Annotated in this window: 20 protein-coding genes; 17 read left to right on the top strand and 3 right to left on the bottom strand. The window is 71.3% G+C overall.

Annotation, left to right across the window (positions count from 1 at the left end):
* The first annotated feature begins 123 nt into the window (after nucleotides 1-123).
* A complete protein-coding gene (locus ABD987_RS01505; RefSeq protein WP_345385972.1) occupies nucleotides 124-1,617 on the top strand; it encodes a carboxylesterase/lipase family protein in 1,494 nt (497 codons plus the stop codon).
* Nucleotides 1,618-1,642: 25 nt separating this feature from the next.
* Here the strand turns inward: ABD987_RS01505 and ABD987_RS01500 are convergent, their stop codons facing one another.
* A complete protein-coding gene (locus ABD987_RS01500) occupies nucleotides 1,643-3,061 on the bottom strand; it encodes an MFS transporter (protein WP_345385970.1) in 1,419 nt (472 codons plus the stop codon).
* A gap of 26 nt (nucleotides 3,062-3,087) precedes the next feature.
* Between ABD987_RS01500 and ABD987_RS01495 the strand changes: the two genes are divergently transcribed.
* From ABD987_RS01495 to ABD987_RS01465, 7 genes are all read left to right on the top strand, one after another.
* Entirely contained in the window at nucleotides 3,088-3,660 is a 573-nt protein-coding gene (locus ABD987_RS01495) for a CGNR zinc finger domain-containing protein (RefSeq protein WP_345385968.1), read from the top strand.
* A gap of 108 nt (nucleotides 3,661-3,768) precedes the next feature.
* Nucleotides 3,769-4,209, top strand: a complete 441-nt coding sequence (locus ABD987_RS01490; RefSeq protein WP_345385966.1) for a hypothetical protein — start codon at nucleotides 3,769-3,771, stop codon at nucleotides 4,207-4,209.
* A 38-nt stretch (nucleotides 4,210-4,247) separates the two neighbouring features.
* Complete coding sequence (locus ABD987_RS01485; protein WP_345385964.1) at nucleotides 4,248-5,504, top strand: sensor histidine kinase; 1,257 nt, start codon at nucleotides 4,248-4,250, stop codon at nucleotides 5,502-5,504.
* Nucleotides 5,501-6,160, top strand: coding sequence for a response regulator (locus ABD987_RS01480; protein ID WP_345385962.1), 660 nt, complete (start codon nucleotides 5,501-5,503; stop codon nucleotides 6,158-6,160). The genes ABD987_RS01485 and ABD987_RS01480 overlap by 4 nt, the downstream gene beginning before the upstream one ends.
* Nucleotides 6,161-7,130: 970 nt before the next feature.
* Complete coding sequence (locus ABD987_RS01475) at nucleotides 7,131-9,446, top strand: M4 family metallopeptidase (RefSeq protein ID WP_345385960.1); 2,316 nt, start codon at nucleotides 7,131-7,133, stop codon at nucleotides 9,444-9,446.
* A 158-nt stretch (nucleotides 9,447-9,604) separates the two neighbouring features.
* Entirely contained in the window at nucleotides 9,605-10,783 is a 1,179-nt protein-coding gene (locus ABD987_RS01470) for a sensor histidine kinase (protein WP_345385958.1), read from the top strand.
* Nucleotides 10,780-11,448 carry a response regulator gene (locus tag ABD987_RS01465; RefSeq protein ID WP_345385956.1) on the top strand — a complete coding sequence of 223 codons (669 nt, stop codon included), beginning with the start codon at nucleotides 10,780-10,782 and terminating at the stop codon, nucleotides 11,446-11,448. The genes ABD987_RS01470 and ABD987_RS01465 overlap by 4 nt, the downstream gene beginning before the upstream one ends.
* A 22-nt stretch (nucleotides 11,449-11,470) precedes the next feature.
* Here the strand turns inward: ABD987_RS01465 and ABD987_RS01460 are convergent, their stop codons facing one another.
* Nucleotides 11,471-13,042: an alpha/beta hydrolase gene (locus tag ABD987_RS01460; protein WP_345385954.1), complete on the bottom strand. Its 1,572-nt coding sequence runs from the start codon at nucleotides 13,040-13,042 to the stop codon at nucleotides 11,471-11,473.
* A 281-nt stretch (nucleotides 13,043-13,323) separates the two neighbouring features.
* On the opposite strand from ABD987_RS01460, the gene ABD987_RS01455 reads away from it, so the two are divergent.
* The 8 genes from ABD987_RS01455 (at nucleotide 13,324) to ABD987_RS01420 (ending at nucleotide 22,404) form a co-directional block, all read left to right on the top strand.
* Complete coding sequence (locus ABD987_RS01455) at nucleotides 13,324-14,754, top strand: MFS transporter (protein ID WP_345385952.1); 1,431 nt, start codon at nucleotides 13,324-13,326, stop codon at nucleotides 14,752-14,754.
* On the top strand, nucleotides 14,751-16,229 hold the full coding sequence (locus ABD987_RS01450; protein ID WP_345385951.1) for an FGGY family carbohydrate kinase: 1,479 nt from the start codon (nucleotides 14,751-14,753) through the stop codon (nucleotides 16,227-16,229). The genes ABD987_RS01455 and ABD987_RS01450 overlap by 4 nt, the downstream gene beginning before the upstream one ends.
* A gap of 98 nt (nucleotides 16,230-16,327) precedes the next feature.
* Nucleotides 16,328-18,013 carry a glycerol-3-phosphate dehydrogenase/oxidase gene (locus ABD987_RS01445; protein ID WP_345385949.1) on the top strand — a complete coding sequence of 562 codons (1,686 nt, stop codon included), beginning with the start codon at nucleotides 16,328-16,330 and terminating at the stop codon, nucleotides 18,011-18,013.
* Entirely contained in the window at nucleotides 18,010-19,572 is a 1,563-nt protein-coding gene (locus tag ABD987_RS01440; RefSeq protein WP_345385947.1) for an FAD-binding oxidoreductase, read from the top strand. The genes ABD987_RS01445 and ABD987_RS01440 overlap by 4 nt, the downstream gene beginning before the upstream one ends.
* Nucleotides 19,573-19,620: 48 nt before the next feature.
* Nucleotides 19,621-20,211, top strand: a complete 591-nt coding sequence (locus ABD987_RS01435) for a glycerol-3-phosphate responsive antiterminator (RefSeq protein WP_345385945.1) — start codon at nucleotides 19,621-19,623, stop codon at nucleotides 20,209-20,211.
* Nucleotides 20,211-20,498, top strand: coding sequence for a putative quinol monooxygenase (locus ABD987_RS01430; protein WP_345385943.1), 288 nt, complete (start codon nucleotides 20,211-20,213; stop codon nucleotides 20,496-20,498). The genes ABD987_RS01435 and ABD987_RS01430 overlap by 1 nt, the downstream gene beginning before the upstream one ends.
* On the top strand, nucleotides 20,498-21,583 hold the full coding sequence (locus ABD987_RS01425; protein WP_345385941.1) for a zinc-binding dehydrogenase: 1,086 nt from the start codon (nucleotides 20,498-20,500) through the stop codon (nucleotides 21,581-21,583). The genes ABD987_RS01430 and ABD987_RS01425 overlap by 1 nt, the downstream gene beginning before the upstream one ends.
* A 101-nt stretch (nucleotides 21,584-21,684) precedes the next feature.
* On the top strand, nucleotides 21,685-22,404 hold the full coding sequence (locus ABD987_RS01420) for a Type 1 glutamine amidotransferase-like domain-containing protein (protein ID WP_345385939.1): 720 nt from the start codon (nucleotides 21,685-21,687) through the stop codon (nucleotides 22,402-22,404).
* On the opposite strand, the gene ABD987_RS01415 is transcribed toward ABD987_RS01420, so the two are convergent.
* On the bottom strand, nucleotides 22,391-23,686 hold the full coding sequence (locus ABD987_RS01415) for a helix-turn-helix domain-containing protein (RefSeq protein WP_345385937.1): 1,296 nt from the start codon (nucleotides 23,684-23,686) through the stop codon (nucleotides 22,391-22,393). The genes ABD987_RS01420 and ABD987_RS01415 overlap by 14 nt on opposite strands.
* Before the next feature lie 185 nt (nucleotides 23,687-23,871).
* Here ABD987_RS01415 and ABD987_RS01410 point away from each other — a divergent pair, with 185 nt between their 5' ends.
* Nucleotides 23,872-24,111 carry a hypothetical protein gene (locus ABD987_RS01410; protein ID WP_345385935.1) on the top strand — a complete coding sequence of 80 codons (240 nt, stop codon included), beginning with the start codon at nucleotides 23,872-23,874 and terminating at the stop codon, nucleotides 24,109-24,111.
* Nucleotides 24,112-24,407 lie beyond the last annotated feature (296 nt).

The following is a 24,407-nucleotide window of genomic DNA, read 5'->3' as shown; positions in this document are numbered from 1 at the left end:
TTGATTCCGTCATCGAGCAAATCGAGATGTCGTCTTTTCCGCATCGAAAGCCGCGACTGGGCGCGAACAAGTCTTCCCAGGAGTTGTGTGGATGGCGGAACGAGCGAGCGTCTGGGAGGCGGCATGGGCGAGAACCCGGTGGTCAGTGTCGAAGCCGGTGCGGTGCGCGGGTACCGCGACGGCCGGGTGGCGGCGTACCTCGGTATCCCTTACGCCGCACCACCCGTGGGCCGGTCGCGGTTCGCCGCGCCGGAACCTCCCGCGTGCTGGGACGGGGTCCGCCCGGCCGGGCACGCCGGGCCCGCGCCGATCCAGCCGGCCGAGGGCGCGCCCGGTGGCGTGGTACCGGCGGCGCTGCCGGGGACGTCCGAGGACTGCCTGACCGTCAACGTGTGGACCCCCGCCGCGGACGCGGGGGACCGGCTGCCCGTGCTCGTCTGGCTGCACGGCGGCGGGTTCGCCACCGGCGCCGGTTCGGCGGCGTGTTACTCGGGTCTGGAGCTCGCGCGCCGCGGCGACGTCGTGGTGGTGACCCTCAACTACCGGCTGGGCGCGCTCGGCTATCTCCACGTGCCGGGCGCGGAGCCCGCCGCGAACTTCGGCCTGCTGGACCAGGTCGCGGCGCTGGAGTGGGTGCGCGACAACATCGCGGCGTTCGGCGGTGACCCGGACCGGGTGACCGTGGCGGGGCAGTCCGCGGGCGGGTGCTCGATCCTGGCGTTGGCGACCATGCCCCGCGCGCGGTCCCTGTTCGCCCGCGCGGTGCTGCAGAGCGCACCGTTCGAAATGGACGGTCACGACCTCGCCCTGGCCGCCGAGGCCACCAGGATCTTCTGTGCGAGCGCCGGTGTCGGCGAGGACGTCGAGGCCCTGCGGTCGCTGACCACCGAGCAGGTACTGGCGGCGCAACTGGAGACGTCCCGGCACTGGCCCGCGCCCAGCTACGCGGACCGCGCGTTCGTGCCGGTCGTCGACGGCGCCGTCCTCACCACCGCGCCAGGGCGGGCCGCGCTGGCGGGCAGTTTCGACGGGATCGACCTGATGATCGGGTGCACGGCGGCGGAAGGCCTGTTCTTCCCGGAGGCGCAGTCGCTCTGGACGGCGGGGGAAGCGCCCCGGCTCACCGGCGACCTGGCCGGGGAGTACGCGCGGCTGGCGGCCGCCCGCCCGGCGGACCCGCCGGCGCGGGTACTCGGCCAGGTGATCACGGACCGGTTCGTGGCCGGGAGCTTCGACCTGGCCGAACACCGCGCACGCACCGGTGCCCCCGCCCACGTTTACTGGTGGCGGCGTCCCGGTGACGGCCCGGACGGGCGGTTCGGCGCCGCCCACTGCGCCGAACTCCCGTTCCTGTTCGGCACCCTCGACGCGTGGCGCGGCTCGCCGTTGCTCGGCGGAACCGGCGAGGAGCACCGATACCTCGTCGAGCGGACCCAGAACGCGTGGCTTTCCTTCGCGGCCACCGGTGACCCCGACCCGGGCGGGGAGCTCGGCTGGCGGCCCTACACCACCGACGACCGGCTCGCGCTCGCCTTCGACGTCCCGGTGACCGCGGTGTCCGATGTGGACACGCGAGATCGCCGTCTGATCACGCGAGATGCTCCCCTGAGCACGTGAGATCGTCGCATCGTGCCCGGCGGCCTCACGTGCGCGGACGGACATCTCGTGTGACTGGAAGGAGGTCTCGCGTGCGGGGGCGGAGGAGCCACGCGGTCAGCACACCGCCCACGAGCGCGACCCCGGCGCAGAACAGCAGCACGAGGACGATCGCGCCGGTCGGGCTCCCGCTGTGTCCACTGTAGAGCGTGCCGCACAGCGCGATGCCCAGCGCGAGCCCGAGCTGACGAGAGCTGTTCGCCGCCGCGCCCGCGGTGCCGCCGTAGGAGGCGGGCACGGCGGCGATGGCCACCGCGGGGAACACCGGGGACACCATCCCGGCGCCGAGGCCGGTGAGCACCAGCGCGGGCAGCAGCGCGACCCAGTTCGGCGCGGCCAGCGCGGCGAGGCCGGTGGCGCAGCCGAGTCCGATGAGGACGGTCGCGCCGCCGAGCACCCGGCCGGGCGGCAGGCGGTGCAGCCGGTCGCTGATCAGCGCCGAGGTCAGGAAGAAGACCACCACCTGGACGGTCAGTGCCAGCGAGGTGCCCGCCGGGCTCAGGCCCGTGGTGTCCTGTAACCACAGGGAAAGCACCGGCAGCGCGCCGAAAGCGGCGAAATAGTAGGCGAAGGCGACGACCAGCACACCGACGAAGGCGGGGGTGCCGAACAGTTTCGCCGGGACCATCGGCGCCGGATGGGCGCGCTCGGCGAGCACGAACGCCACCAGCGCGACCACGGCGATCGCCGCGCCGAGCACGGTGCCCGGCGCGGCCCAGCCGCGGTCCCCGCCGTTGATCACCGCGAAGGTCAGCGCCGACACGGCGACGGTGAAGGTGGCGATACCGGGGAAGTCGATGCGCTTGCCGGTGCGGTCGCTCTCGCGCAGCGAGGTGACGGCGAGCGCGAGGGAGAGGACCCAGATCGGCAGCGACGCGAAGAAGATCCAGCGCCAGCCGAGGAGCTCGGCGAGGACACCGCCCGCCGCGGTGCCGACCGCCCCTCCGGCACCGGCCACCGTGCCCCACACCGCGAACGCCCGCGCCCGCGCGCGACCGGTGTAGGTGAGGCCGACCAGCGGCAGGATGGTCGCGAACATCGCGGCGCCCGCCACGCCCTGCACGGCGCGGGCGGCGATCAGCACCGCGGCCGAGCCGGCGAGCCCGCAGGCGAGTGTCGCCAGGCCGAAGATGACCAGCCCGAGCAGGTAGACCCGTTTGCGGCCGAGGTTGTCCGACAGCGAGCCCATGCCGAGCAGCAGGCCCGCGAGCGCCACGGTGAACACGTCCACGATCCACTGCCGGGCGCCGAAGCCGCCGCCGAGCTCGGCGCCGATACGGGGCAGCGCGACGGTGACGATCGTCGCGTAGAGCAGGAGCAGGAAGGTGCCGAGGCAGGCGGCCACCAGCGGGCGCCACGAAGCGGGCGCCGGCGGGGCGGGGGTGAGGTCGAGTGCGGATCGCATGACCGGAACGATGATGTAATGGCCTTGTGCGTGAGAACCATTACTACACCGAGATCCTGCGACTGGTGACCGACATCACCAACGTCCCGCTCGCCGACCTCGCGGATCTCCGGCGGCGCAGCGCGCGGGCCTACCTCAGCCCGGACATCCCGGCCGGGCCGCGGGACCTGGCCGAGGTGCGGGCACTGGCGGACTGCTGGGCGCGGATCGTCGACGCGGAGACCGTGCAGGAGCGGGTCGACCTGCTCAACGCGTTGCTCGCCAAGGCGGCCGCCTACCCGCGCATCACCAACCACGACGACTGCGCGGGCTGGCATCTGCACTACCGCGACGACGGGGTGCGGCTCGCGCTGGTGCTGCGGGCGGTGGTCGCGGTCGCCGCCGCGCAGCACCTCACCGAACAGGGCATGCACCGGCTCGGCCGGTGCGCGCTGGCCGAGTGCCGGGCGGCGTTCGTCGACTTCACCCGGGGCGGCGCGCAGCGCTACTGCACGCGGGTGTGCGCGAACCGTGACGCCGTGCGGCGGCACCGGAACCGGACGGGCCCGCCGGGACGGTCCGCTCAGCCGGTCGGTGGAGCGGCTCAGCCGACCGGCTGAGCCGCGCTCTCCACCGCGGATCCGGGAGGACGGCCGATGCGGGGAGGACGGCGTCCCGGCGAGGCTGGGAGCGTCCGATCACCGACGCCGACGGGAAGACCGATCGCCATGACCGCCCGGACGCGGATCGCCGCGCCGTCCGCCGAAGACCTGAACCACCCGCGAAGCCGGACCGCGTTCCGCGCGCTGAAACTCTTCGCCCGCTGCTACCTCGGCCTCAGCGTGCTCACCCTGGTGGCGGCGTTCCTGCTCCGCGGGGACACCGCCGTGGTGACCGACGCCGTCTGGGTGCGGGGCACCATCGTCGTCGCCAGCGCCCTGGCGACCCTGGCCTTCGCCACCGCCGCGGCGCGGGGCTCGCGCAAGGGCTATCTCCGGCTGCGCGTCGTCTCGGCCGTCATGGTGACCGCCATCGCGGTGCTCGTGGTGATCCCCGGCCTGTTCCCCGTCTGGATGCGGATCGAACAGGGTGTGTGCGGGCTGCTGCTGCTCGGCATGGTGGTGATCGTCAACGGGAAGCATCTCCGCTCCCTGTTCGCGGCCGCGTGAGATCCTGGGTGACGCGAAGTCACGGAGGAGGGCGCGGGATGACCAGTCCGCTGCCGGGCCAGGGGGATCCCCTGAAGCGCCCGGTCATCACCGTGATGCCGTACGCGCTGCTGGCGGTCCTGGTGGGATTCACCGTGGTGGCCCGGTGGCCGGAGCCCGGTGGCCTGCTGACCGATCTGGTGCTGTGCGCGCTGTCCGCGGCCTGGATGCTGGGCGTGTTCACCCTGCGCCCGGCCTGGCGTGCCCGCCCGCCGGTGATGGCGGTGTTCGTCGGGGTGCTGACCGCGCTGATGCTGGTCCTCGCGATCCGCTCCCCGTGGTTCGGGTGTTTCACGCCGGCGCTCTACGTCTACGCCTATCGGCTCCTGCCCTGGCCGGGGCAGCTGCCGGGGGTCGCGGCGGTGGCGGTCGTGGCGGGGACGGCGCAGGCCTACGGCGTGGCCAAGGACACGGTCGCGGGCTGGCTGGTCTACGCCGGTGTCGTGGCCGTGAACGTGGTCCCGATGTGCCTGTTCGGCTGGTTCGCCTGGCGGGCCGCGCTCCAGAACGAGGAACGCAGGCGCGCGCTCGCGGAACTGGGCGAGGCCAACCGCAGGCTCGAAGCGTCGCTGGCGGAAAACGCGGGGCTGCAGCAGCGGTTGCTGGCCCAGGCGCGGGAGGCGGGCGTGGTCGGCGAACGGCAGCGGATGGCCCGCGAAATCCACGACACCCTGGCGCAGGGACTCACCGGCATCATCACCCAGCTCCAGGCGGCCGAGTACGCGGCCGACGATCCGGACGGCTGGCGCCGGCACCTCGGCGCCGCGACGGGCCTGGCGCGGGAAAGCCTGGCGGAGGCCCGGCGTTCGGTGCACGAGCTGCGCCCGGCGCCCCTGCAGGAGGCCGTGCTGGGCGAGGCGCTGGCCGGTGTCGCCGAGCGCTGGTCCGCGCTGCACGCGATCCCGGTCCAGGTCACCACCACCGGGCGGGCGCGGCCGATGCGGCCGGAGGTGGAGGTCGCGCTGCTGCGGACCGCGCAGGAGGCGCTCGCCAACGTCGCCAAGCACGCCGGGGCGAGCAGAGTGGGAGTCACCTTGTCCTATTTGGACCATGAGGTCGCGCTGGACGTCCGGGACGACGGCCGGGGTTTCGCGCGGCCGCCCGAGGGTGTCCGGGCGGACGGCGGGTTCGGCCTGGTCGCGATGCGGCAGCGGATCGAAGGGCTGGCGGGCATCGTGCGGATCGAATCGGAACCCGGGACGGGCACGGCGATCTCGGCGTCCGTCCCCGGCGGAGCCGGGGGAGACCGCGCGTGAGCGGCCCCGAAACCCCGATCACGCTGCTGATCGTCGACGACCACCCCGTGGTCAGGGACGGGCTCGCGAGCATGTTCGCGCGGGACCCGGGGTTCGCGGTGGCCGGTGAGGCGGCCGACGGCGCCGAGGCGGTGCGGCTGGCCGGGGAGCTTCGCCCCGACGTGATCCTGATGGACCTGCGGATGCCGGGCATGGACGGGCTGGCCGCGATCACCGAGCTGGCCAGACGGGGCAGTACCGCGCGCGTGCTGGTGCTGACCACCTACGACACCGACAGTCACGTGCTGCCCGCGATCGAGGCGGGCGCGACCGGGTACCTGCTCAAGGACGCGCCCCGGGACGAGCTGCTGCGCGCCGTCCGCTCGGCGGCCAAGGGCGACGCGGTGCTTTCCCCGCCGGTGGCCGCCCGGCTGATGAGCCGGTTCCGGGCGCCGGGAACCGGACCGTTGAGCCGCCGCGAGCTCGAGGTGCTGGAACTGGTGGCGGCCGGGTCCACGAACCGGGAGGCGGCGGCGAAGCTGTTCATCAGCGAGGCCACGGTCAAGAGCCATCTGCTGAACATCTACGGCAAGCTCGGCGTCGGCGATCGCGCCGCGGCCGTCGCCGAGGCCTTCGGCAGGGGCCTGCTCAAACCGGGTTCGTCCGGACACTCGTGACACTCGTGCGTGGACAACCACGCGTGGTGGGAACCGCTACGCGAGCGGCCACCAGTGGCCGGGGCTGGGCGTGCTGACCACGCCGGACTGACGGCAGGCCGGGTAGTCGAAGAACCGCCGTGGATGCCCCGAATGACGCGTTCGGGACGTTCGGTGTCCCTGACGGGGCGTTAGTGACGCTGGCGGGACCGGTGCCCACCTGAACTCCCCACCTCGCTCCATTGTGGACAGCGGGTGCCGCAGTGCCGTGAAGGCCCCCTTGAGGGACTTGGAATCCCTCAAGGGGGCCTTCACGGACTTGAAGATACCGGCAAAGAGTGAAAAATCGGATAATTCGACCGGCATCACGTCCTTTGTGGACGATGTTGGGCCTCGGGTGTCCCGCCAAGGTCCTGGCATCGGCGCTCAAGGCCCCGGTGGGGACCTTGTGGCACTGCGGCCGGGGCCTCGAACTCGTCTGCCGGGGAGAAACCTCATTCGGCAGGTGACGAACGGCGTGAGATCAATTCGGTAACGGTGAGAATGAGGATTGACAGCGGCCGGAATAAATGGTGAGCGGAAGACCGGCGGAATGGTTTCCGAGTGGCGGGAACGGGTGTACGGTGGTCGTCGCGATACGAGTCGATCGGACTTCTGTCAAGCGTCGAAGGGATGGACTTCGCGATCGTGACGAAGTGGACCGGACCACTTGCGCGGCCGGTCCGCAGTCTCGGTGCCGGGCGCGAATCGCGCGAACGCCGCCGGGAATTACCGGTGGTCACCGGGGTGGTGGACGATGCGGGGTCCCGGTGTTGACGCGAATGGTCCGAACCACGTCATAACATGGGCCATAATATCGCCGATCAGTGCCGATCGTCCTAATGCGTGCGGCCGAACAGCGTCAAGCATTCGGTTCGGTTGACATTCATGTTTATAAGCTCATACTTTGCTCCTGCTGTTTATGCAGAAAACCCTTCCTCAAGGAGCAAGCGTGAAACGCGCAGCAGGACTGTTATCGGCGGCGTGCTTGGCGGCCCTTTCCATTCAAGCGATCACCCTCGCCGCCGAGGCGGCGCCACCGCCCGCCCCGGGCCCCAACGCCGCGGCACTCGCCGTCGCGGCCGCCGACCGGGCGGCCGACTCCGGCCTCGACGCGCTCCGCAAGGGCGCCGACGAGCAGTTCAGAAGATTGAACGTCTATCAAGGCGGTGTTCCCGGTAAGCGGGACCTGTACTACGTCTCGTACGACCGGACGTACAAGGGGCTCCCGGTCATCGGCGGGGACGCCGTGGTGGCCACCGACAACGCGGGCAAGGTGCTCGACACCGTCGCGGCCCCGAAGCCCGACCTCACCGTGAACACCGTCCCGAAGCTGAACGGGGACCAGGCCGCGGCCATCGCGAAGACCACGTTGTCCCAAGTGGACAGTGTGGTCGGCAGCACGCTTTCGGTGCTGCCAGAGGGCGGCGGCAAGCTGGTCTTCGAGACCGTGCTCACCGGGCACAAGGAGGGCAACGTCCCCAGCAGGCCGCACGTCTACGTCGACGCCCACACCGGCGCGATCGTCGGCAGCCGGGACGACTCCTCCGCCGGGCGCGGTACCAGCGAGTGGAACGGCCCCAACCCGCTGTCCATCGACACCAGCAACAACAGCACGGTCGACCCGAAGCGGTCCGGCGTGCGCTGTGTCGACTACAGCAGCAAGCAGCCCTTCACCAACGCCAACGACACCTTCGGCAACGGCAACGCCAGCAGCAAGGAGACCGGCTGCGTCGACGTGCTGTGGTCCACCCAGCACGAATGGGACATGCTCAAGGACTGGCTGGGACGCAACGGGATCGACGGCAACGGCCGCGGCGTGACCGTGCAGGTCGGGCTGAACGCGGTCAACGCCTACTGGACCGGTGACCACATCGAGATCGGGCACAACCAGGCAGGCAAGTGGATCGGGTCCATGGACGTGGTGGGCCACGAGCACGGGCACGCCATCGACCAGTACACCCCCGGTGGCGCCGGACAGGAAGCCGGGCTCGGCGAGGCGACCGGTGACATCTTCGGCGCGCTGACCGAGGCCTACACGAACGAGCCCTCGCCGTACGACACCCCGGACTACACCGTCGGTGAGTCGGTCGACCTCGTCGGCAACGGGCCGATCCGTGACATGCGGGATCCGCAGCGGGTCAACAACGACCCCCGGTGCTACTCCAGCTCGATCCCCGGCACCGAGACGCACAAGGCCGCCGGTCCGTTCAACCACTGGTTCTACCTGCTGGCCGAGGGGTCGGCGAACAGCCCGACCTGCAACAACTCCACGGTCACCGGCATCGGCATCCAGAACGCGGGCCGCGTGTTCTACAACGCGATGCTGCTCAAGACCTCGGGCATGACCTACAAGCGTTACCGCACCGCCACCCTGACCTCGGCCAAGAACCTGGACCCGAGCTGTGCCCAGTTCAACTCGGTCAAGGCGGCCTGGGACGCGGTCAGCGTGCCCGCCCAGCCAGGGGACCCGACCTGTGTCGGCACTCCGACCGATGACTTCAGCCTGACGCTTAACCCTGCTTCCGGGCAGGTCGAGCCGGGCGGCAAGGCGGTCGCGACGGTGGCCACCACGACCACCTCGGGCAAGGCGCAGACGGTCTCCCTCAGCGCGAGCGGGCAGCCCGACGGCGTGAACGTCCAGTTCAACCCGGCTTCGGTGACCTCCGGCCAGTCGGCGACGATGACGGTGGCCGCGACCGCTTCGGTGGCGCCGGGCACCTACTCGATCACCGTCAAGGGCGCGGGCAGCACGACCCACAGCGCGACCTATTCCCTGACCGTGGGCGGCAAACCGCCGGCGAACGACTTCTCGGTGTCGCTCGACCCGGCCGCCGCGACCGTCAAGCCGGGTGACCCGGCGACCTCGACCGTGGGGACCAAAACGACCGCCGGGCAGAGCCAGACGGTCACGCTGAGCGCGTCGGGCCTGCCCGCCGGGGCCACCGCCGCGTTCGACCCCGCGTCGGTCACCTCGGGTGCTTCGGCGAAGCTGACGATCACCACGTCGGCCTCGACCCCGCCGGGGACCTACCCGATCACCGTCACGGGTGCCGGCGCGGTGTCGCACTCGGCCACGTTCACCCTGACCGTCCAGAAGGAGAGCGGTTGTGGCGGCGTGCAGGAGTGGGCCGCGAGCCAGGCCTACGGGCCGGGTGACGAGGTGTCCCACAACGGGCACAAGTGGAAGTCCACCTGGTACTCCGTCGGCGCCGAGCCGGGCGCGCCGGAGTCGTGGGCGGTCTGGCAGGACGAAGGCGCCTGCTGACACCTGTGAACTGAACTGAACGGACCGGGGCGGTCGCCGGGCACGGCGGCCGCCCCGCCGCGTCCCCCGGTTACGCCGTTCGGCCTAGGCCCGGCGGCGTAGCCGGGGTCGGCCGCTTTACCGAGGTGCCGTGGAGAGCCCGGACATATAGTGAGGCCGTGCTCGGCGAGCGGATTGACGCGTGGATGCGCGGGCACGAGCTGTCCGTCGACACCGCGGCCGCGGTCGTGCTCACCGGTGCGTGTGTCCTGTTAGGACGCCAGGTGGACGCGGACGCGGGTTATTTCGTGCTGTCACTGGCGTTGACCCTGCCGCTCGCGGTGCGCAGACGGGCGCCGGCGCTGTGCGCGGCGCTGGTGTGCGCGGCCGCGTTCGCCCAGTGGCTGACCGTCCGCGACACCGTCGGCGCGCTCCCCGGCGACCTGGCCGTCCCGGTCGCGGTGCACGCCGCGGTGGCCCACGGCCGGGTGTGGACGGGCCGGCTCGCGACGGCGGCGGGCCTGCTCGGCGCCGTGCTGGGTGGCTGGAGTTGGCCACAGCTCCCGGTTCCGGCGCCGGTGCACGTGGTGACCGGCGCCTTCCTCGGCAGCACCGTGGTGGCCGCGTGGGCGGTCGGCGTCCTGCACCGGGTCCGGCGCAGGCAGGTGGGCGTGCTCGCCGAACGCGCCCGGCTCCTGGAGGTCGAGCGGGATCAGCGGGCGCGGCTGGCCGTGCTGGGCGAGCGGACCCGGATCGCCCGCGAGATGCACGACGTCGTCGCGCATTCGCTCGCGGTGGTGATCGCCCAGGCGGACGGCGGGCGGTACGCGGCGGCGACCTCACCGGAGGCCGGGACCTCGGCGCTGGAGACGATCGGCGAGCACGCGCGGCAGGCGCTCGTGGAGGTGCGGCGGGTGCTCGGCGTGCTCCGGAACGACTCCGGCGAACCCGGCGAATCCGTGGCGCCGCAGCCGGGTGTGGCGGACGTCGAGAGTCTCGTCGACCGGGTCCGCGCCGGCGGGCTCGACGTCCGGCTGGCCGTGGAGATCCCGGCGGCCTCGATCGAGCCCGCGCTCGGGCTGGTGGTGTACCGGATCGTGCAGGAGGGGCTGACCAACGTGCTCAAGCACGCGGGCGCGGGTGCCCGCGCGGAGGTGTCGGTCCGCCGCGACGGCGGGGAGCTCGCGATCGAGGTGCGCGACGAGGGCGGCACGCCGCCCGCCGGGCCGGGCACGGGCGGCGGGTACGGCCTGGCCGGGATGGGCGAACGCGTGGGCGCGCACGGCGGCACGGTGACCTTCGGCGCCAGGACGGGGGACGGACACGTGCTCAGCGCCCGGATCCCGGTGCCCTCGTGACGGGCGCCGGGCCGGTGCGGGTGGTGCTGGTCGAGGACCAGGAGCTGGTCCGGGCCGGGTTCCGGATGGTGCTCGACTCCCAGCCGGACCTGACGGTGGTGGGTGAGGCGGGCGACGGCCTGACCGGGCTGGCCGCGGTGCGGCGGCTGCGTCCCGACGTGGTGGTGATGGACGTGCGGATGCCGGTGCTCGACGGCATCGAGGCCACCCGCCGGGTGCTGGCGCTGCCCGAGCCGCCGAAGGTCCTCGTGCTCACCACGTTCGACGTCGACGAGCACGCGCTGGCGGCGGTGCGGGCGGGCGCGAGCGGGTTCCTGCTCAAGGACGCGGCACCCGCCGAACTGCTCGCCGCGGTACGCACCGTGCACGCGGGGGACGCGGTGCTGGCGGCGTCGACCACCCGGAGACTGCTGGACCGGCTGGCGCCCGGGCTCGATCCGGACGCGGAGCGGCTGGCCGCGACGCTGACCGGGCGCGAGCGCGAGGTGCTGGTGGCGATGGCCCGCGGCCGGTCGAACGCGGAGATCGCCCGGCACCTGGTGGTGGCCGAGGGGACGGTGAAGACGCACGTCGGCAACGTCCTGGCCAAACTGCGGGTCCGGGACCGGGTGCAGGCCGTGGTGCTGGCCTACGAGGCGGGCGTCGTCCGGCCTGGCGACCGGTGACGCCCGCCTCGTGCCCACCGGCTCAGGCGCGGGCGCAGGCGCGGTCGGTGGCGGGCAGCGCGCCGCCGAGCAGATAGCGCCGGACGGTGTCTTCGACGCACCGGACGCCCGCGTCGCTCTCGGAGAGGTACACCCCGTGCCGGAACGCGCGGTCGAGGGTGACCATCCGCGAGCCCGTGAGGACCCGGCGCAGCGCCCGCTGGCCGGGATACGGGTTGACCGGATCACCGGTGGCGCCCACCAGCAGCGCCGGGTGCGCGGTGCCGATCCGCGTCGGCGCCTCGGCCGGGCCGGTGGGCCAGAACGCGCAGGGGGTCAGGTGCCGGGCCAGCGGGCCGTACCGCGGCTCGGTGGCCAGATGCGCCTGGATGTCGCGGTAGTACGTTTCGGGGTCGCGCGAAGCCGCCCGGTCCGCGCACTGGTTCGCGATCGTCGCGCTGAAGCCGAACTCCGGGAGTACTCCGGTTTCGGTGTACAGGGCCAGTTTCCACTCCTGGGCCGGGGTCGGCGTGACCGGCACGCCGTGTGCCGCGTCCCGCAGCACCCGTACCTGGGCGCTGAACTCCGCGTACGCCGCGTCGCTGTCGGTGACCGTGAGCAGCAGCCCGGGAACCATCGCCGCGTCGACCCGGTGACCGCCGACCCGCAGCGGGGCACGGGCGGCCGACCGTCCGATGTGGTCGATGGTGGCCAGTACCCCCGGCACGCTGTCGCCGAGACCGTATTGTCCATTGTGGAGCGACGCCCAGCGTGCCCAGTCCGTCAGCGCGGCGGCGTCGGCGGGCGCGGTCTCGCGGGTCAGGCCGGGGCCGGCGGCGTCGGGGGAGGCGGCGCTGTCGAGCACGACCCGGTCGGCGCGGCCGGGGAACAACTGGAGGTAGACCGCGCCGAGGTAACTGCCGAAGGACCAGCCAAGGTACGAGATCCGCGGCGCGCCGAGCGCGGCACGCACCACGTCCATGTCGCGCGCCATCGCGCGGGTGGACGCGTGGGGGAGCAGATCGCGGTGCGCGGCGCAGCGGGACGCCAGCTCCTTCGCGGTGGCCACGCTCCGCTCGAACGTCGCGCGGTCCGGGGTGGCCAGCTGCGCGCCGCGCAGGTACAGACCGGCGGGCCAGCCACATTCCAGGGGTGTGCTGCGGCCGAAGAACCGGGGGTCGATCCCGACGAGGTCGTACCGCGCCGCGATCTCCGGGGCGCTGCGCGGCATGTCGGGCGGCAGGCCCCGCGCGAGCAGGGTGACCCCGTCCCGCGAAGGACCCGGTCCGCCGGTGTTGACCACCAGCGTGCCGAGCCGGTGCGCGGAATCGGTGGCGGCCCGGCGGGCCACCGCCACCGAGATCGTCCGCCCGCCGGGGTCGGCGTAGTCCAGCGGGACGGTGACCTCGCCACAGCGCGCACCGGCCGCGTCGAGCCGCGCGCCCGTCTCGTCCGCGTCGCCGGTGCGGCAACCGTGCCAGGTGATCGTCTGCCGCTCGAACCGGGCGAGGCCCCCGTCCGTGGCGGCGGAAACACCCGCCGTCACGGTGAGCAGGAGCCCGCCGGAAACGAGCGCCGCCAGCGCTCTGGTGCGATGGGAAGGGAAAGGTGTCATCGGTGTCCCCGAACTCGGAATGTCGTTGCTGTCACCGGAAAACGCTAGGGCGGGCCGGGACTGCCGGACATCCGCCGCGCGACGGGGATCCACCGCCTCGCCCTCCGTCTCCTGGCATAGTCCACGCGGGACTCGGGCCGGGGTGTCTTGACGCGTACGGGTTCGCGACCTAGTCTTTCCACTTCAGACAGGCACAGACGAAGAGCCACTGTCAGCGGTCTTCGTCGTGTCTGTTTTCTTGTGTCGGATCGCTGACAGCCAGCGCAGAAAGTTGGCGGTCCATGAGTTCATCAGCGGTCGCAACGTCGCGATCGATTGCGAACGTTTCGCAGGTCACCGCGCTGATCAACACGCTGTCGAAGTTGCCGCGCAAGGCGAACCTGCTGTGGTACCTGGTGCTGGGCGGCCTGTTCCTGGACGCCTACTCGAACGCCGCGCTCGGCGCGGGACTCTCGCCGATGACCAAGGAGCTGACGCTCAGCCCCACACAGGTCGGCGTGCTCACCGCGACCGCGCCCGCGATCGCGATCCTGTTCAACCCGGCCGGTGGCTGGCTGGCCGCCCGGATCGGCCGGGTCAAACCGCTGATCGCGGCGAAGGCGATCGCGGCGCTCGGCGCGGTGCTCACCGCAACCGCGGGCAGCTTCGAAGCGGTGTGGTTCGGGCGCGGGCTGGTCGGCATCGCCTACGGCATCGACTTCGCGGTGGCGATGGCGCTGCTCGCCGAGTACACGCCGGCGAAGCTGCGCGGACGGCTGAACCTGTGGCAGTCCGTCTGGTACGTCGCCACGACGGTGAACCTCGCGCTGACGCTGCTGTTCTACAACCTCGGCGTGTCGGTGGAGATCTGGCGCTGGTCGGTCGGCTCGGCCGGAGTCTTCGCGATCGCGTTGCTGGTGCTGCAGGTCGTGTTCCTCGCCGAAAGCCCGTCGTGGCTCGCGACGAAGGGGCGGTTGCCGGAAGCGGCGAAAAGCCTCCGGCGGATCTACGGTTTCGAGGTGACCCCGGGAACCGCCGCGGACGAGGACGTCCCGGCCCAGGAACGCAAGATCGGGTTCCGGCAGGCGGGCGTGCTGTTCCGCAAGCCCTATCTGCCGCGCACCTTCCTGTCCACGGCGATCTCGCTGACCCAGTCCATGCAGTACTTCGCCGTCGGGTGGTACCTGCCGGTGATCAGCCTGGCGATCTTCGGCCAGCAGTTCCAGACGGCCACGCTCGGCTCGATGATCTTCAACGTCGCCGGGATCGTCGGCGGCGCGCTCTCGGCGTACTTCGGCCGCAAGATCGGGCTGCGCGTCAGCTCCGCGATCGGGTACGCCTTCGCGTTCGCCATCCTGCTGATGATGGGGCTCGGCTTCGGAAAGCTCCCGATCGCGATCGGGTTCCTGCTGCCGTTCCTGTTCATCTTCTTCCATTCGGCGGGCCCCGGCGCGAACGGCAAGTCGATCGCGGCGCTGTCCTACCGCAGTGACATCCGCACCCTCGGCACCGGGGTGACCGGCATGCTCGGCAGCTTCGGCAGCGTGATCGGGCTGTACGTGTTCCCGCAGATCAAGGAGGCGATGGGGCTCGGCCCGACGATCGCGCTGCTCGCGGTGGTGCCGTTCCTCGGCCTGGTCTCCTGCCTGCTCGTGCGGTGGGACCCGACCCGCAGCGGTGTCGATCCCGACGACGAGGAAATCGCCATCAAGTTCGCCGGGAGCGCGGCATGACGCGGCGCGGAATCCTGGCCGTCGACGAGGGATCGACCGGCACCCGGGCGGCGGTGGTCGGCGAGGACGGTGTGTGCGGGCCGTCGTTCTACACCGCCATCGACGTCGTCCACCCCGAACCGTCCCGGGTGGAGCAGGACGCGGAACAACTGCTGCGGCACACCGTCGACGTCGCCCGCCAGGCCGTGGCCTGGGCGCGGGAGAACGACGTCGAGATCGTCGGGATGTCGGTGTGCACCCAGCGCGCGACCGCGATCCTGTGGGACCGCGAGACCGGGCGTCCGCTGGCGCCCGCCGTGGTATGGCAGGACACCCGGTACGCCGCCGAGCTGGCGAAGCTGGCACCGGACTGGGATCCGGTGCTGTGGGCGGGAACCGGCCGCCCGGTCGGCACCCGCGCGCCGTTCCTGTGGGCGGCGCGGCAACTCGACCAGCTCGGCGTCCCCGCGGATCGGGTGCTCTTCGGCTCGGTGGACACCTGGCTCGTGTGGCATCTGAGCGGCCGCGAGCGGTACGCGATCTCGGCCACCAACGCCGTCGCGTTCGGCGGGTACCGGCTGCGCGAGCACGCCTGGGATCAGGAATGGCTGGAACGGCTGGGTTTTCCGGTCGAACTGGCCCCGCCGCCGCTCGACGACGACGGCGACTTCGGTTACACCGACCCGGATTTGCTCGGCATCCGCGTGCCGATCGCGGCGGTGATGGGCGACCAGCACGCCTCGCTGATCGCCCTCGGCGCGCTGACGCCGGGACAGGGGACCTGCGTGCACGGCACCGGCACGTTCGTCGGCGCGCTCGTCGGCGACGAGCCACCGGACGGTCTCGGTGAGCTGGACGGGGTGCTGTGCCTGGTCGGCTGGCGCAGTGCGGGGCACAGCCGGTTCAGCCTGGAGGCCTACACCTCGACCACCGGTTCCGCGTTGCGCTGGCTCACCGAGGACCTCGGGCTGTTCGGTTCGGCGGCCGAGATCAGCGCGCTGGCCGCGGCCCAGCCCAGCAGCGAGACGACGTGGTTCGTGCCCACGCTGGCCGGGCTGCGCACGCCGGTGCTGCGGCCCGACGCGCGCGGGCTGCTGGTCGGGCTCAGCCTGGCGACCACGCGCGAAGTGCTGGCGCGCGTGGTGCTCGACGGGATCGCGCACGCGGTGAGCGACACGGTCGACGCGCTGCGGGCGACGATGAAGCGGCCGATGACCCACCTGCGGGCCGGCGGTGGGCTGGCCGCCAGCGACGCGTTGCTCCAGAGCCAGGCCGATTTCGCCGGGGTACCGATCGAGCGGGTGGCCGATTCGGCGACAGCCAGCCTGCGCGGCGCGGCCTACCTCGCCGGTACCCGGCTCGGGCTGTGGCCGTCGCTCGGCGACGCCGTCGGCCATCAGAAGCCGGGCGAGGTGTTCGAGCCGCGGCTTCCCGAAGACGACCGGCGGGAACTGCGCGCACGCTGGCAGGACGTGCTCGCGACGTCTTTGTCGTGACAGCCCTGTCCTGACCGTCCTGTTCATACTGTCCTTAGTGGACGTTACAAGCGGGCCTGGCGACGCCATGGCCCTGTCCTGAGTGGAGAGACAAGCTCATGTTCACACTGCCGTCCCGACGGCCGAACGCCGTCGCCGCGAGGGCGACCCTTTCCGCGCCACTGCGGCTGGATCGTCGCGCGGCGCTGAAGAGTCTCGACACCGGCACCTTCGACGTGCTGGTGGTCGGGGGCGGCGTCACCGGCGCCTACACCGCGCTGGACGCCGTCTCCCGGGGCCTGAAGGTGGCCCTGGTGGAGCGCGACGACTTCGCCTCGGGGACGTCGTCGAAATCGTCCAAGATGGTCCATGGCGGACTGCGCTACATCGAGCAGGGAAACCTCGACCTGGTCCGGCATTCGCTGCTGGAACGGCAGAGGTTCCGCCGCAACGCCCCGCATCTGGTGCAGCGGCTGCCGTTCCTGTTCCCGATCCTGGCCAAGGACGGGGTGTTCGACGCGCGCATCGCCAAGGCCTTCGAGAGTCTGTTGTGGACCTACGACCTCGCGGGCGGCTGGCGGATCGGGAAACTGCACCAGCGGCTGACCGTCGACGAGGTGCTGGCGCACGCCCCGACGCTGCGCGCGGACAACCTCAAGGGCGGGCTGATGTACTACGACAGCCGCGCCGACGACGCCCGGCTGACACTCGCGATCGTGCGCAGCGCCGCGTACCTCGGCGCCGTCGTGGCCAACGGCGCGGTGGTGACCGGCCTGCGCACCTCCGGCGGCCGGGTCACCGGCGCCACGGTCGAGGCCGACGGCGAGCGGATCGACGTCCGCGCCCGGGTCGTGGTCAACGCGACCGGGGTCTGGGCCGACAACGTGGACGGCATGGCCGACGAGGGCCACCGGCCGCAGGTGCGCCCGGCCAAGGGCGTGCACATCGTGCTGCCGTGGTCGAAGATCCGCAACGACTGCACGGTCACCGTGCCCATCCCGGGCCGCGCGCGGCGCGCGACCTGCACCCGCTGGGGCGACGTCGTCGTGGTCGGCACCACCGACACCGACTACGACGGCTCGGCCGACGACGTGCACTGCACCCGCGAGGAGATGGAGTTCCTGCTCGAAGGCGCCACGATCGCCTTCGACACCAAGCTGGACGCCGATGACGTGCTGGGCAGCTACGCCGGTCTGCGCCCGCTGGTCGGCGGCAAGGAGGGCGCGACGCTGGACATGCGGCGTGACCACCACATCACCGTGTCCGCGGGCATGGTCACGGTGACCGGCGGAAAGCTGACCACGAGCAGGCACATGGGCGAGCTGGTCGTCGACAAGGCGCTCGGCCTGCTGGGCCGGAAAGCCCGCTGCCGCACCAAGAACCTGCCGCTGGTCGGCGGTGCGGGCTACGACGCGGAGGCCACCGCCGCGACCGGCGGTATCGCCGCGCACCTCGGTGGCCGCTATGGCACGGAGGCGCGTTTCGTCAGTGCGCTCGTCGACGAGGACCCGTCGCTGGGCGAGCCGCTCATCCCGGGGCAGCCGCACCTCAAGGCCGAGGTTGTGTTCGCGGCCCGTTCGGAGATGGCGCGTTCGGTGGACGACGTGCTGTCGCGGCGGACCCGGCTGCGGTTGTTCGCCAGGGACGCGTCGGCCGAAGCCGCTCCGCTGGTGGGCGAACTGCTCGGCACGGAACTCGGCCTCAGCCAGGAAACCGTGGCCGCGCAAGTGAAGGAGTACCGGGCGGGCGTCGCCCGGGAGAAGTCGATCCTGTTCGGAGACAACCTGTTGGGAGACAACGCATGATCAGCCGTCAGACCATCACCCACCCGTTCAACCGGGGCAACTACGTGGTCGGCGCGCCGACGCCGCCGCGCTGGGGCGCCCGCACCGAGCCGGGTCGGGGCGGCGCGTCGCTGCAGACGTCCACTGTGGACGTACCGGCGGCGCTGACCGCGGCGCTGCGCGGCGTGGCGGACGCGGTGTACACCGACCGCGACGAGGTCGTGCTGCGGACCCGTGACTGGTGGGCGGGCTCGATGATCGGCGAGACCGCGGACGCTCCGGCGACGCCGGACGCGGTGATCGCCGAGGTGCGCACGGTGGAGCAGATCCAGGCCGTGGTCCGGTTGTGCGGCGAGCACCGCGTGCCGCTGACCGTGTCCGCCGGGCGCAGCAACGTCACCGGCGCCGCGCTGCCGGTGTACGGCGGTGTCGTGCTGGATGTCTGCCGCCTCAACGAGATCGTCGCCTTCGACGCCGAATCGCAGATCGTCGACGTGCAGGCGGGCATGTTCGGCGACCTGTTCGAGAAGGAACTGCAGGAGGTCCACGGCGCCACCACCGGCCACTGGCCCTCGGCGTTCGCGATGTCCACTGTGGGCGGTTGGGTGGCCTGCCGCGGCGCGGGCCAGCTGTCCACCCGCTACGGCAAGATCGAGGACATGGTCGTCGGCCTCGACGTCGTGCTCGCCGACGGCACGCTGGCCCGCTTCGGCGACTACCCGCGCGCGGCCACCGGCCCGGACCTGCGTCAGCTGTTCGTCGGCTCGGAGGGCACGCTCGGCGTGATCACCTCGGTGCGGCTGCGCACGCACCCGCTGCCCACCTACTCGAAGGCCATCGCGTACGGCTTCGAGACGTTCGCCGCCGGGCTGGACGCCTGCCGCCGGATCATGCAGCGCGGCGCGACCCCGGCCGCGATGCGGCTCTACGACAAGCTGGAGAGCGGTACGCACTTCGGCCTGCCGGAGACGAACCTCCTGCTGATCGCCGACGAGGGCGATCCGATCCTGGTCGACGCCATGATCCGGGTCAGCGCCGAGGAGTGCGCCGCCACCGGGTCCGAACTGGACGGTCAGCCGGTGTTCGAGCGCTGGCTGGACGAGCGGATGCTGGTCGGCAAGTCCTCTGACGGGTTCACCCCCGGTCCGGGCTTCGTCGCCGACACCCTGGAGATGGCCGGTTCCTGGGCCGCGCTGCCCGCCGTCTACGACGAGGTGGTGGCCGCGATCGAGGCCGTGCCGGGCACCCTCCGGGCGTCCGCGCACCAGTCGCACGCCTACACCGACGGCGCGTGCCTGTACTTCTCGCTGCGCGGCGACGTCGAGCCGGACAAGCGGCGGCACTGGTACCGCTCGGCGTGGGACGCGGCGAACGCGGTGCTCGTGCGTCACGGCGCCGCGCTGAGCCACCACCACGGTTCGGGTCTGCTGCGCGGGCCGTACCTGGCCGACGCGCTCGGCACCGGCTTCGGCACGTTCGTCGAGGTCAAGCGGGCGCTGGACCCGAACGGGCTGCTCAATCCCGGCAAGCTGGGCCTGCCCAGCGACCTGGGCCCGAACCCCCTGGACTCGGCGAGCTGACCGGCCACCGTGCGGGACCGGCGCCCGGGGCATGAAACGGTGGACGACATGAACGAGAGGATCACGGCGGCGTTCGAGGACGTCCCGGTGTGTGCTTCGGTGGTCGGTTCCGCCCGGGTGCCGGACTTCGTGAAGGCTCGGTCGCGGGTCGGGATCCTGGCGTCGGTCGCGGTCGGGCAGCTGCCGAAGATCGTGGCGGCGCTGGCCGGGCTGGGCAAGCTCGTGTTCGTCAACATCGACTCGTGCCCCGGCCTGGCCACCGACCGCGGTGGCGTGGACTTCCTCCAGGAGATCGGGGCGGCCGGGGTGGTCAGCACGCGGGTCGCCCCGATCGAACGGGCACGGGCGTTGTCGCTGCTGACCATGCACAAGGTGTTCGTCACCGACCGGTCCAACCTGAACCGGAGTCTGGAGGCGGTCAAGCGCAGCGGCCCCGATCTGGTGGAGCTGATGCCGGCGCCGATCATCCCCTGGATGTCGGCGCCGGCGCGGGAAATCCTGTCACCCTTCGTCGCGGCCGGTTTCGTCACCGACCGCGACGGGGTGGCGCATTCACTGGCGATGGGCGCGCTGGCCGCCGCGTCGTCCGACGCGGGACTGTGGTCGCTGACCCGGTCCCGGCTACGTACAGGAGAGTAATGAGTTTCGTAGTGGTGGCCCGGTATGTGACCGCGGAGCGGGACCGGGTCGTCGAGCTGCTCGGGCCGATGGCGGAGGCGTCGCGGCGCGAGCCAGGCTGCCGCCGGTACACCGTCCACACGGGAACCGAGGACGGTGTCGTGGTGATCGTCGAGGAGTACGACACCGAGCAGGACTTCACCGCGCACTGCGCGTCGGAGCACTTCACCCGGATCGTGCTCGGCGAGGTCGTGCCGCTGCTGTCCGAGCGGCAGGTCACCCGCTGTGTCCCGGTGGGGGAGCGGTGATGCGCGTCCGCGGCGCGGTGCTGCGCGAGGTCGGGAAGCCACTGGAGATCGAGACGCTGACGCTGGACCCGCCGGGACCCGGCGAACTGCTCGTCCGGGTGCGCGCGGCCGGGCTGTGCCATTCGGATCTGTCGGTGATCAACGTGACGCGGCCCCGGCCGGTGCCGATGGTGCTCGGGCACGAGGCCGCCGGTGAGGTGGTCGAGGCCGGGCCGGGCAGCGGCTTCGCCACCGGCGAGCACGTCGTGCTGACGTTCGTGCCCTCCTGCGGCGACTGCGGCCCGTGCACCGCCGGACGCCCGGCCCTGTGCGTCCCGGGCGCCGCGGCGAACCGCGACGGCACGCTGGTCGGCGGGGACGTCCGCTGGTCGTCCCCGGCGGGGCGCCCGCTGCACCACCTCGGGGTGTCCGCCTTCGCGGAGTACGTCGTCGTGTCCGCCCGCTCGGCGGTACGGGTCGAGGAGACACTGCCGTTCGAGATCGCCGCGCTGTTCGGCTGCGCGGTGCTGACCGGCGCCGGTGCGGTGTTCAACGCCGCGGACGTGCGGCCCGGCGACAGCGTGGCGGTGTTCGGGCTCGGCGGTGTCGGCCTTTCCGCGCTGCTCGCCGCGAAGGCCGCCGGTGCCGCCACCCTGCTCGCGATCGACCCCGTCGAGAGCAAGCGCGAGCTGGCGCGTTCGCTCGGCGCGACCCACGTGCTCGCCGGGGACATCGCGGAGATCCGCGCGCTCACCGGGGGTGGTGCCGACCACGCGGTCGACACCACCGGGGTGGTCGGCGCCCTGGCCCAGGCCTACCAATCGACCCGGCCGGGCGGGACCACGGTCACCGTCGGCCTGCCGGACCCGTCGGCGGAGCTGGCGCTGCCCGCGCAGAGCCTGGTGGCCGAGGAGAAGACGCTGCGCGGCAGCTACCTGGGCTCGTGCGTGCCCCGCCGGGACGTCCCGCGGTTCATCGCGCTGTACCAGGCCGGGCTGCTGCCGGTGGAGGCGCTGCTGACCCACTCCATCACCCTGGAGGAGATCAACGCGGGCTTCGACCGCCTGCACGAGGGCGGCGCCGTTCGCCAGGTCATCACCTTCTGAGCCGGAGCGGGGATGGTCCGGCGCCGCGCTATCCCCGGCCCTCCGGTCGAGGCTGAGCGGAACACACGGTGGAGCCAGGCACGTCATGCCACGATGAGCACGTGACTGCGCAGGCGCCGACCATCCTCGCGACATCCATGGGGCTCAACCGTGCCCGCGAGCCGTGGCAGCCCGGCCCCGTCTTCGAATACGCCTTCGACCTCGCCCGTCCGGCCGGTACGCCGAAGCTCTGCCTGCTGGCAACGGCTGGCGGTGATCAAGGCGAAACGCTGGCCCGGTTCGCGGCGGCGTTCGCGGATCAGCCGGTTGAGCTGTCGCATCTGGAGTTGTACGACAAGCCCAACGTCGGAGATGTCACCGCGCATCTGCACAGTCAGGATGTCATCTGGGTGGATCGTGGCAGCCTGGTCAATCTGCTGGCGGTCTGGCGCGCCCACCGGTTTGACGTGGTGTTGCGGGACTGCTGGGAGGCCGGAGTCGTCCTGGCTGGTGAATCGGCCGGTTCGCTGTGCTGGTTCGTCAGTGGTACAACGGATTCGTTCGGTCCTCTGCAAGCCGTCCACGACGGACTCAAGTTCTTGCCCTACGCCAACGCTGTGCATTACGCCGACCGTCGTGAGCACCTTCACCAGCTCGTCAAAGACCAGGAATTGCCAGCGGGTTATGCAACCGACACGGGAGCTGGTCTGCATTTTGAGCGCACGGAGCTGGTGGCTGCGATCGGCGACCGGAAGAACGCCGGTGCGTACTGGGTGGAGCGCCAAGCGGATGGGTCGGTCATGGAAACCGCGCTTGAGGTTCGGCGTCTCAAGCGTTCGTAGGTGCGTCGCCTTGCAACCGCTGGAGGACATCGGCTATCTCGGCGCGCTTGCGCCAGCGTCGGAGAACTGGCACGGCGCGGTTCAGTTCACTGCGGGCTGACAACGATTGCAAAGTAGTGCTGTCGTCAATGGCTTGCCGGGCAAGCCGAGCGGCTTCATGCGGCTGACCGATGTTGGCGTAGGCACGTACCAGCTTCGCGCGGGTAATGGTTGCTGTGCGGGCCGAGGCGCTCGACAGCGTTGCCAGACGTGGTTCCAGTACGCCAATGGCGGCTTCACCTCTGCTGAGGTAGATATCGCAGGTGGTACGGAAGATGACGTACAGGTCCTCGCTGACCACGCTGCGCTGGCCAAGTTCGCTGCCCTCTTCTCCCGATTCGTCGAGCAGGGTCATCGCCTGGTCGAGCGCTCGGGCACTGGCATCAGGCTCCCAGGACAGGGCGTACCCGAATGCCATCTGCTTGGCCGCCAGACCCTGGATACGTCTTGGCACATCGGGCATCTCGTATGCGGCGAGGGCGTGGTCTACCGCGCGGTGGCCGTCGCCGGCGAAGCTGACGGCCATCATCGAACGGCGGACGAACATGTAAGCGGTCATGGCGGTCCAGCCGCTGCTCTGGGCCCACTGCGTCGCCCTGTCGGTCCAGAACAGCGCCTCTTCTGCGCGACCGGCCTCTTCGCTCAGCCAACTCAGCGATTCGGCATACCGGGCCTGAAGGGCCAGGTAATTCGTGCGCAGGAGCGATCCGGCTCTGCGGCGGAGGCTTTCGAGCACGGCGACCTGGGTCGTCAGCGCGTCAATCAGGCGAGATGGCGGCAAGACACGTGCCGCCGTCTGGTAGTGGTCCAGCGCCTCGGCGAGCGCTCCCAGCGTGTCTCGGTTCGGCCGTACTGCCCCGAGGAATTGCTCCAGTCGCATCAGAGTTGGGCTCGTCGGGATGCCGATGCCGAGGCTTCCCAATAGCTCACGTCGTGAGATCGGCACCTGATCACCTCCGCCGGGCACCTGCACGAGCAGTACAGAGTCATCGGGTACCCGCTGTGCCGACGGGGCATACGGCCGATCGTCACCGACCGCCAGCAGGCTGGTGATGATGCCGCCGGTGTCGTAGATGATGTCCAGTTTCTCGGCTAGCCAGTGGTGGAGCCGACGATTGCCCGACTCCACGTACGACAGTTGGGACTCGCCGCAACCCGCGCGACGGGCTACAGCGGCCAGCGTCAGTTTCCGGGTGTGCCGGAAGTCCCGTAGCACCGCACCGAGTGCCACGTCTCCTGGCATTGATCGCTCCTTGACAGTTCTTCACAACCGTCGGTGATTCCTCGACTTCGCACAGTCAAGCACACGATCATGCAGGTCAGGTACCCCGACCTCAGGTCGAGGCCCATGCTGTGCCACCGGACACGGGCCGGTTCCCGCCGACACGACCGCCCGTGACAACTTCGGGAAAGCGACCGGAGCAAGCCATGAAACGCGAAACGATTGAGCTGGTCAAAGCACTCAAAGCAGTCACGGTCAACGTCGAGAATATCGGCAATGCCCTGCTGATCGGGCGGATGACCCCAGCTGAGCAACGCGAGTACGCCGGGTTGCTCGCAGGGCTGGCGGAACTTCTCGAAACCCACGCCGAGGACCAGGAGGCCAATTCCCCGCCGGTTGTCGACGCGGGCCGCCATGCCTTGCGTTCGCCCACATCGGAGCGGTGAATCCGGTTGGGTGGTATGTCGTCGTTGTCAGCGGGATTCTCCTGCTACTGGGGCTGGGAGCGCTGACGGTGAGTCAGGCGCGGGCTTGGAGACGGGACGAGCCGCACGACCGGTCGCCGGCGGCCATCATCGCCCGGGTCAGGCGGGAACGAGCCGACGAGGATCTGGCCAGTGCACCAACCGAAGTCCTTTCTGTCCTATCGCCGGATGAAGTACCGACGATGCCCGCCCCGGTTCGACTGTCGTCGCGAGCCCGCGAATAGTCACCTGCCGACCGACAGCCGACGGCATGGACG

The organism is Amycolatopsis samaneae, assembly GCF_039541975.1.
Classification (GTDB): domain Bacteria; phylum Actinomycetota; class Actinomycetes; order Mycobacteriales; family Pseudonocardiaceae; genus Amycolatopsis; species Amycolatopsis samaneae.
The sequence above is the reverse complement of the archived record's forward strand: the minus strand, read 5'-3'. Positions and strand labels throughout refer to the sequence as shown.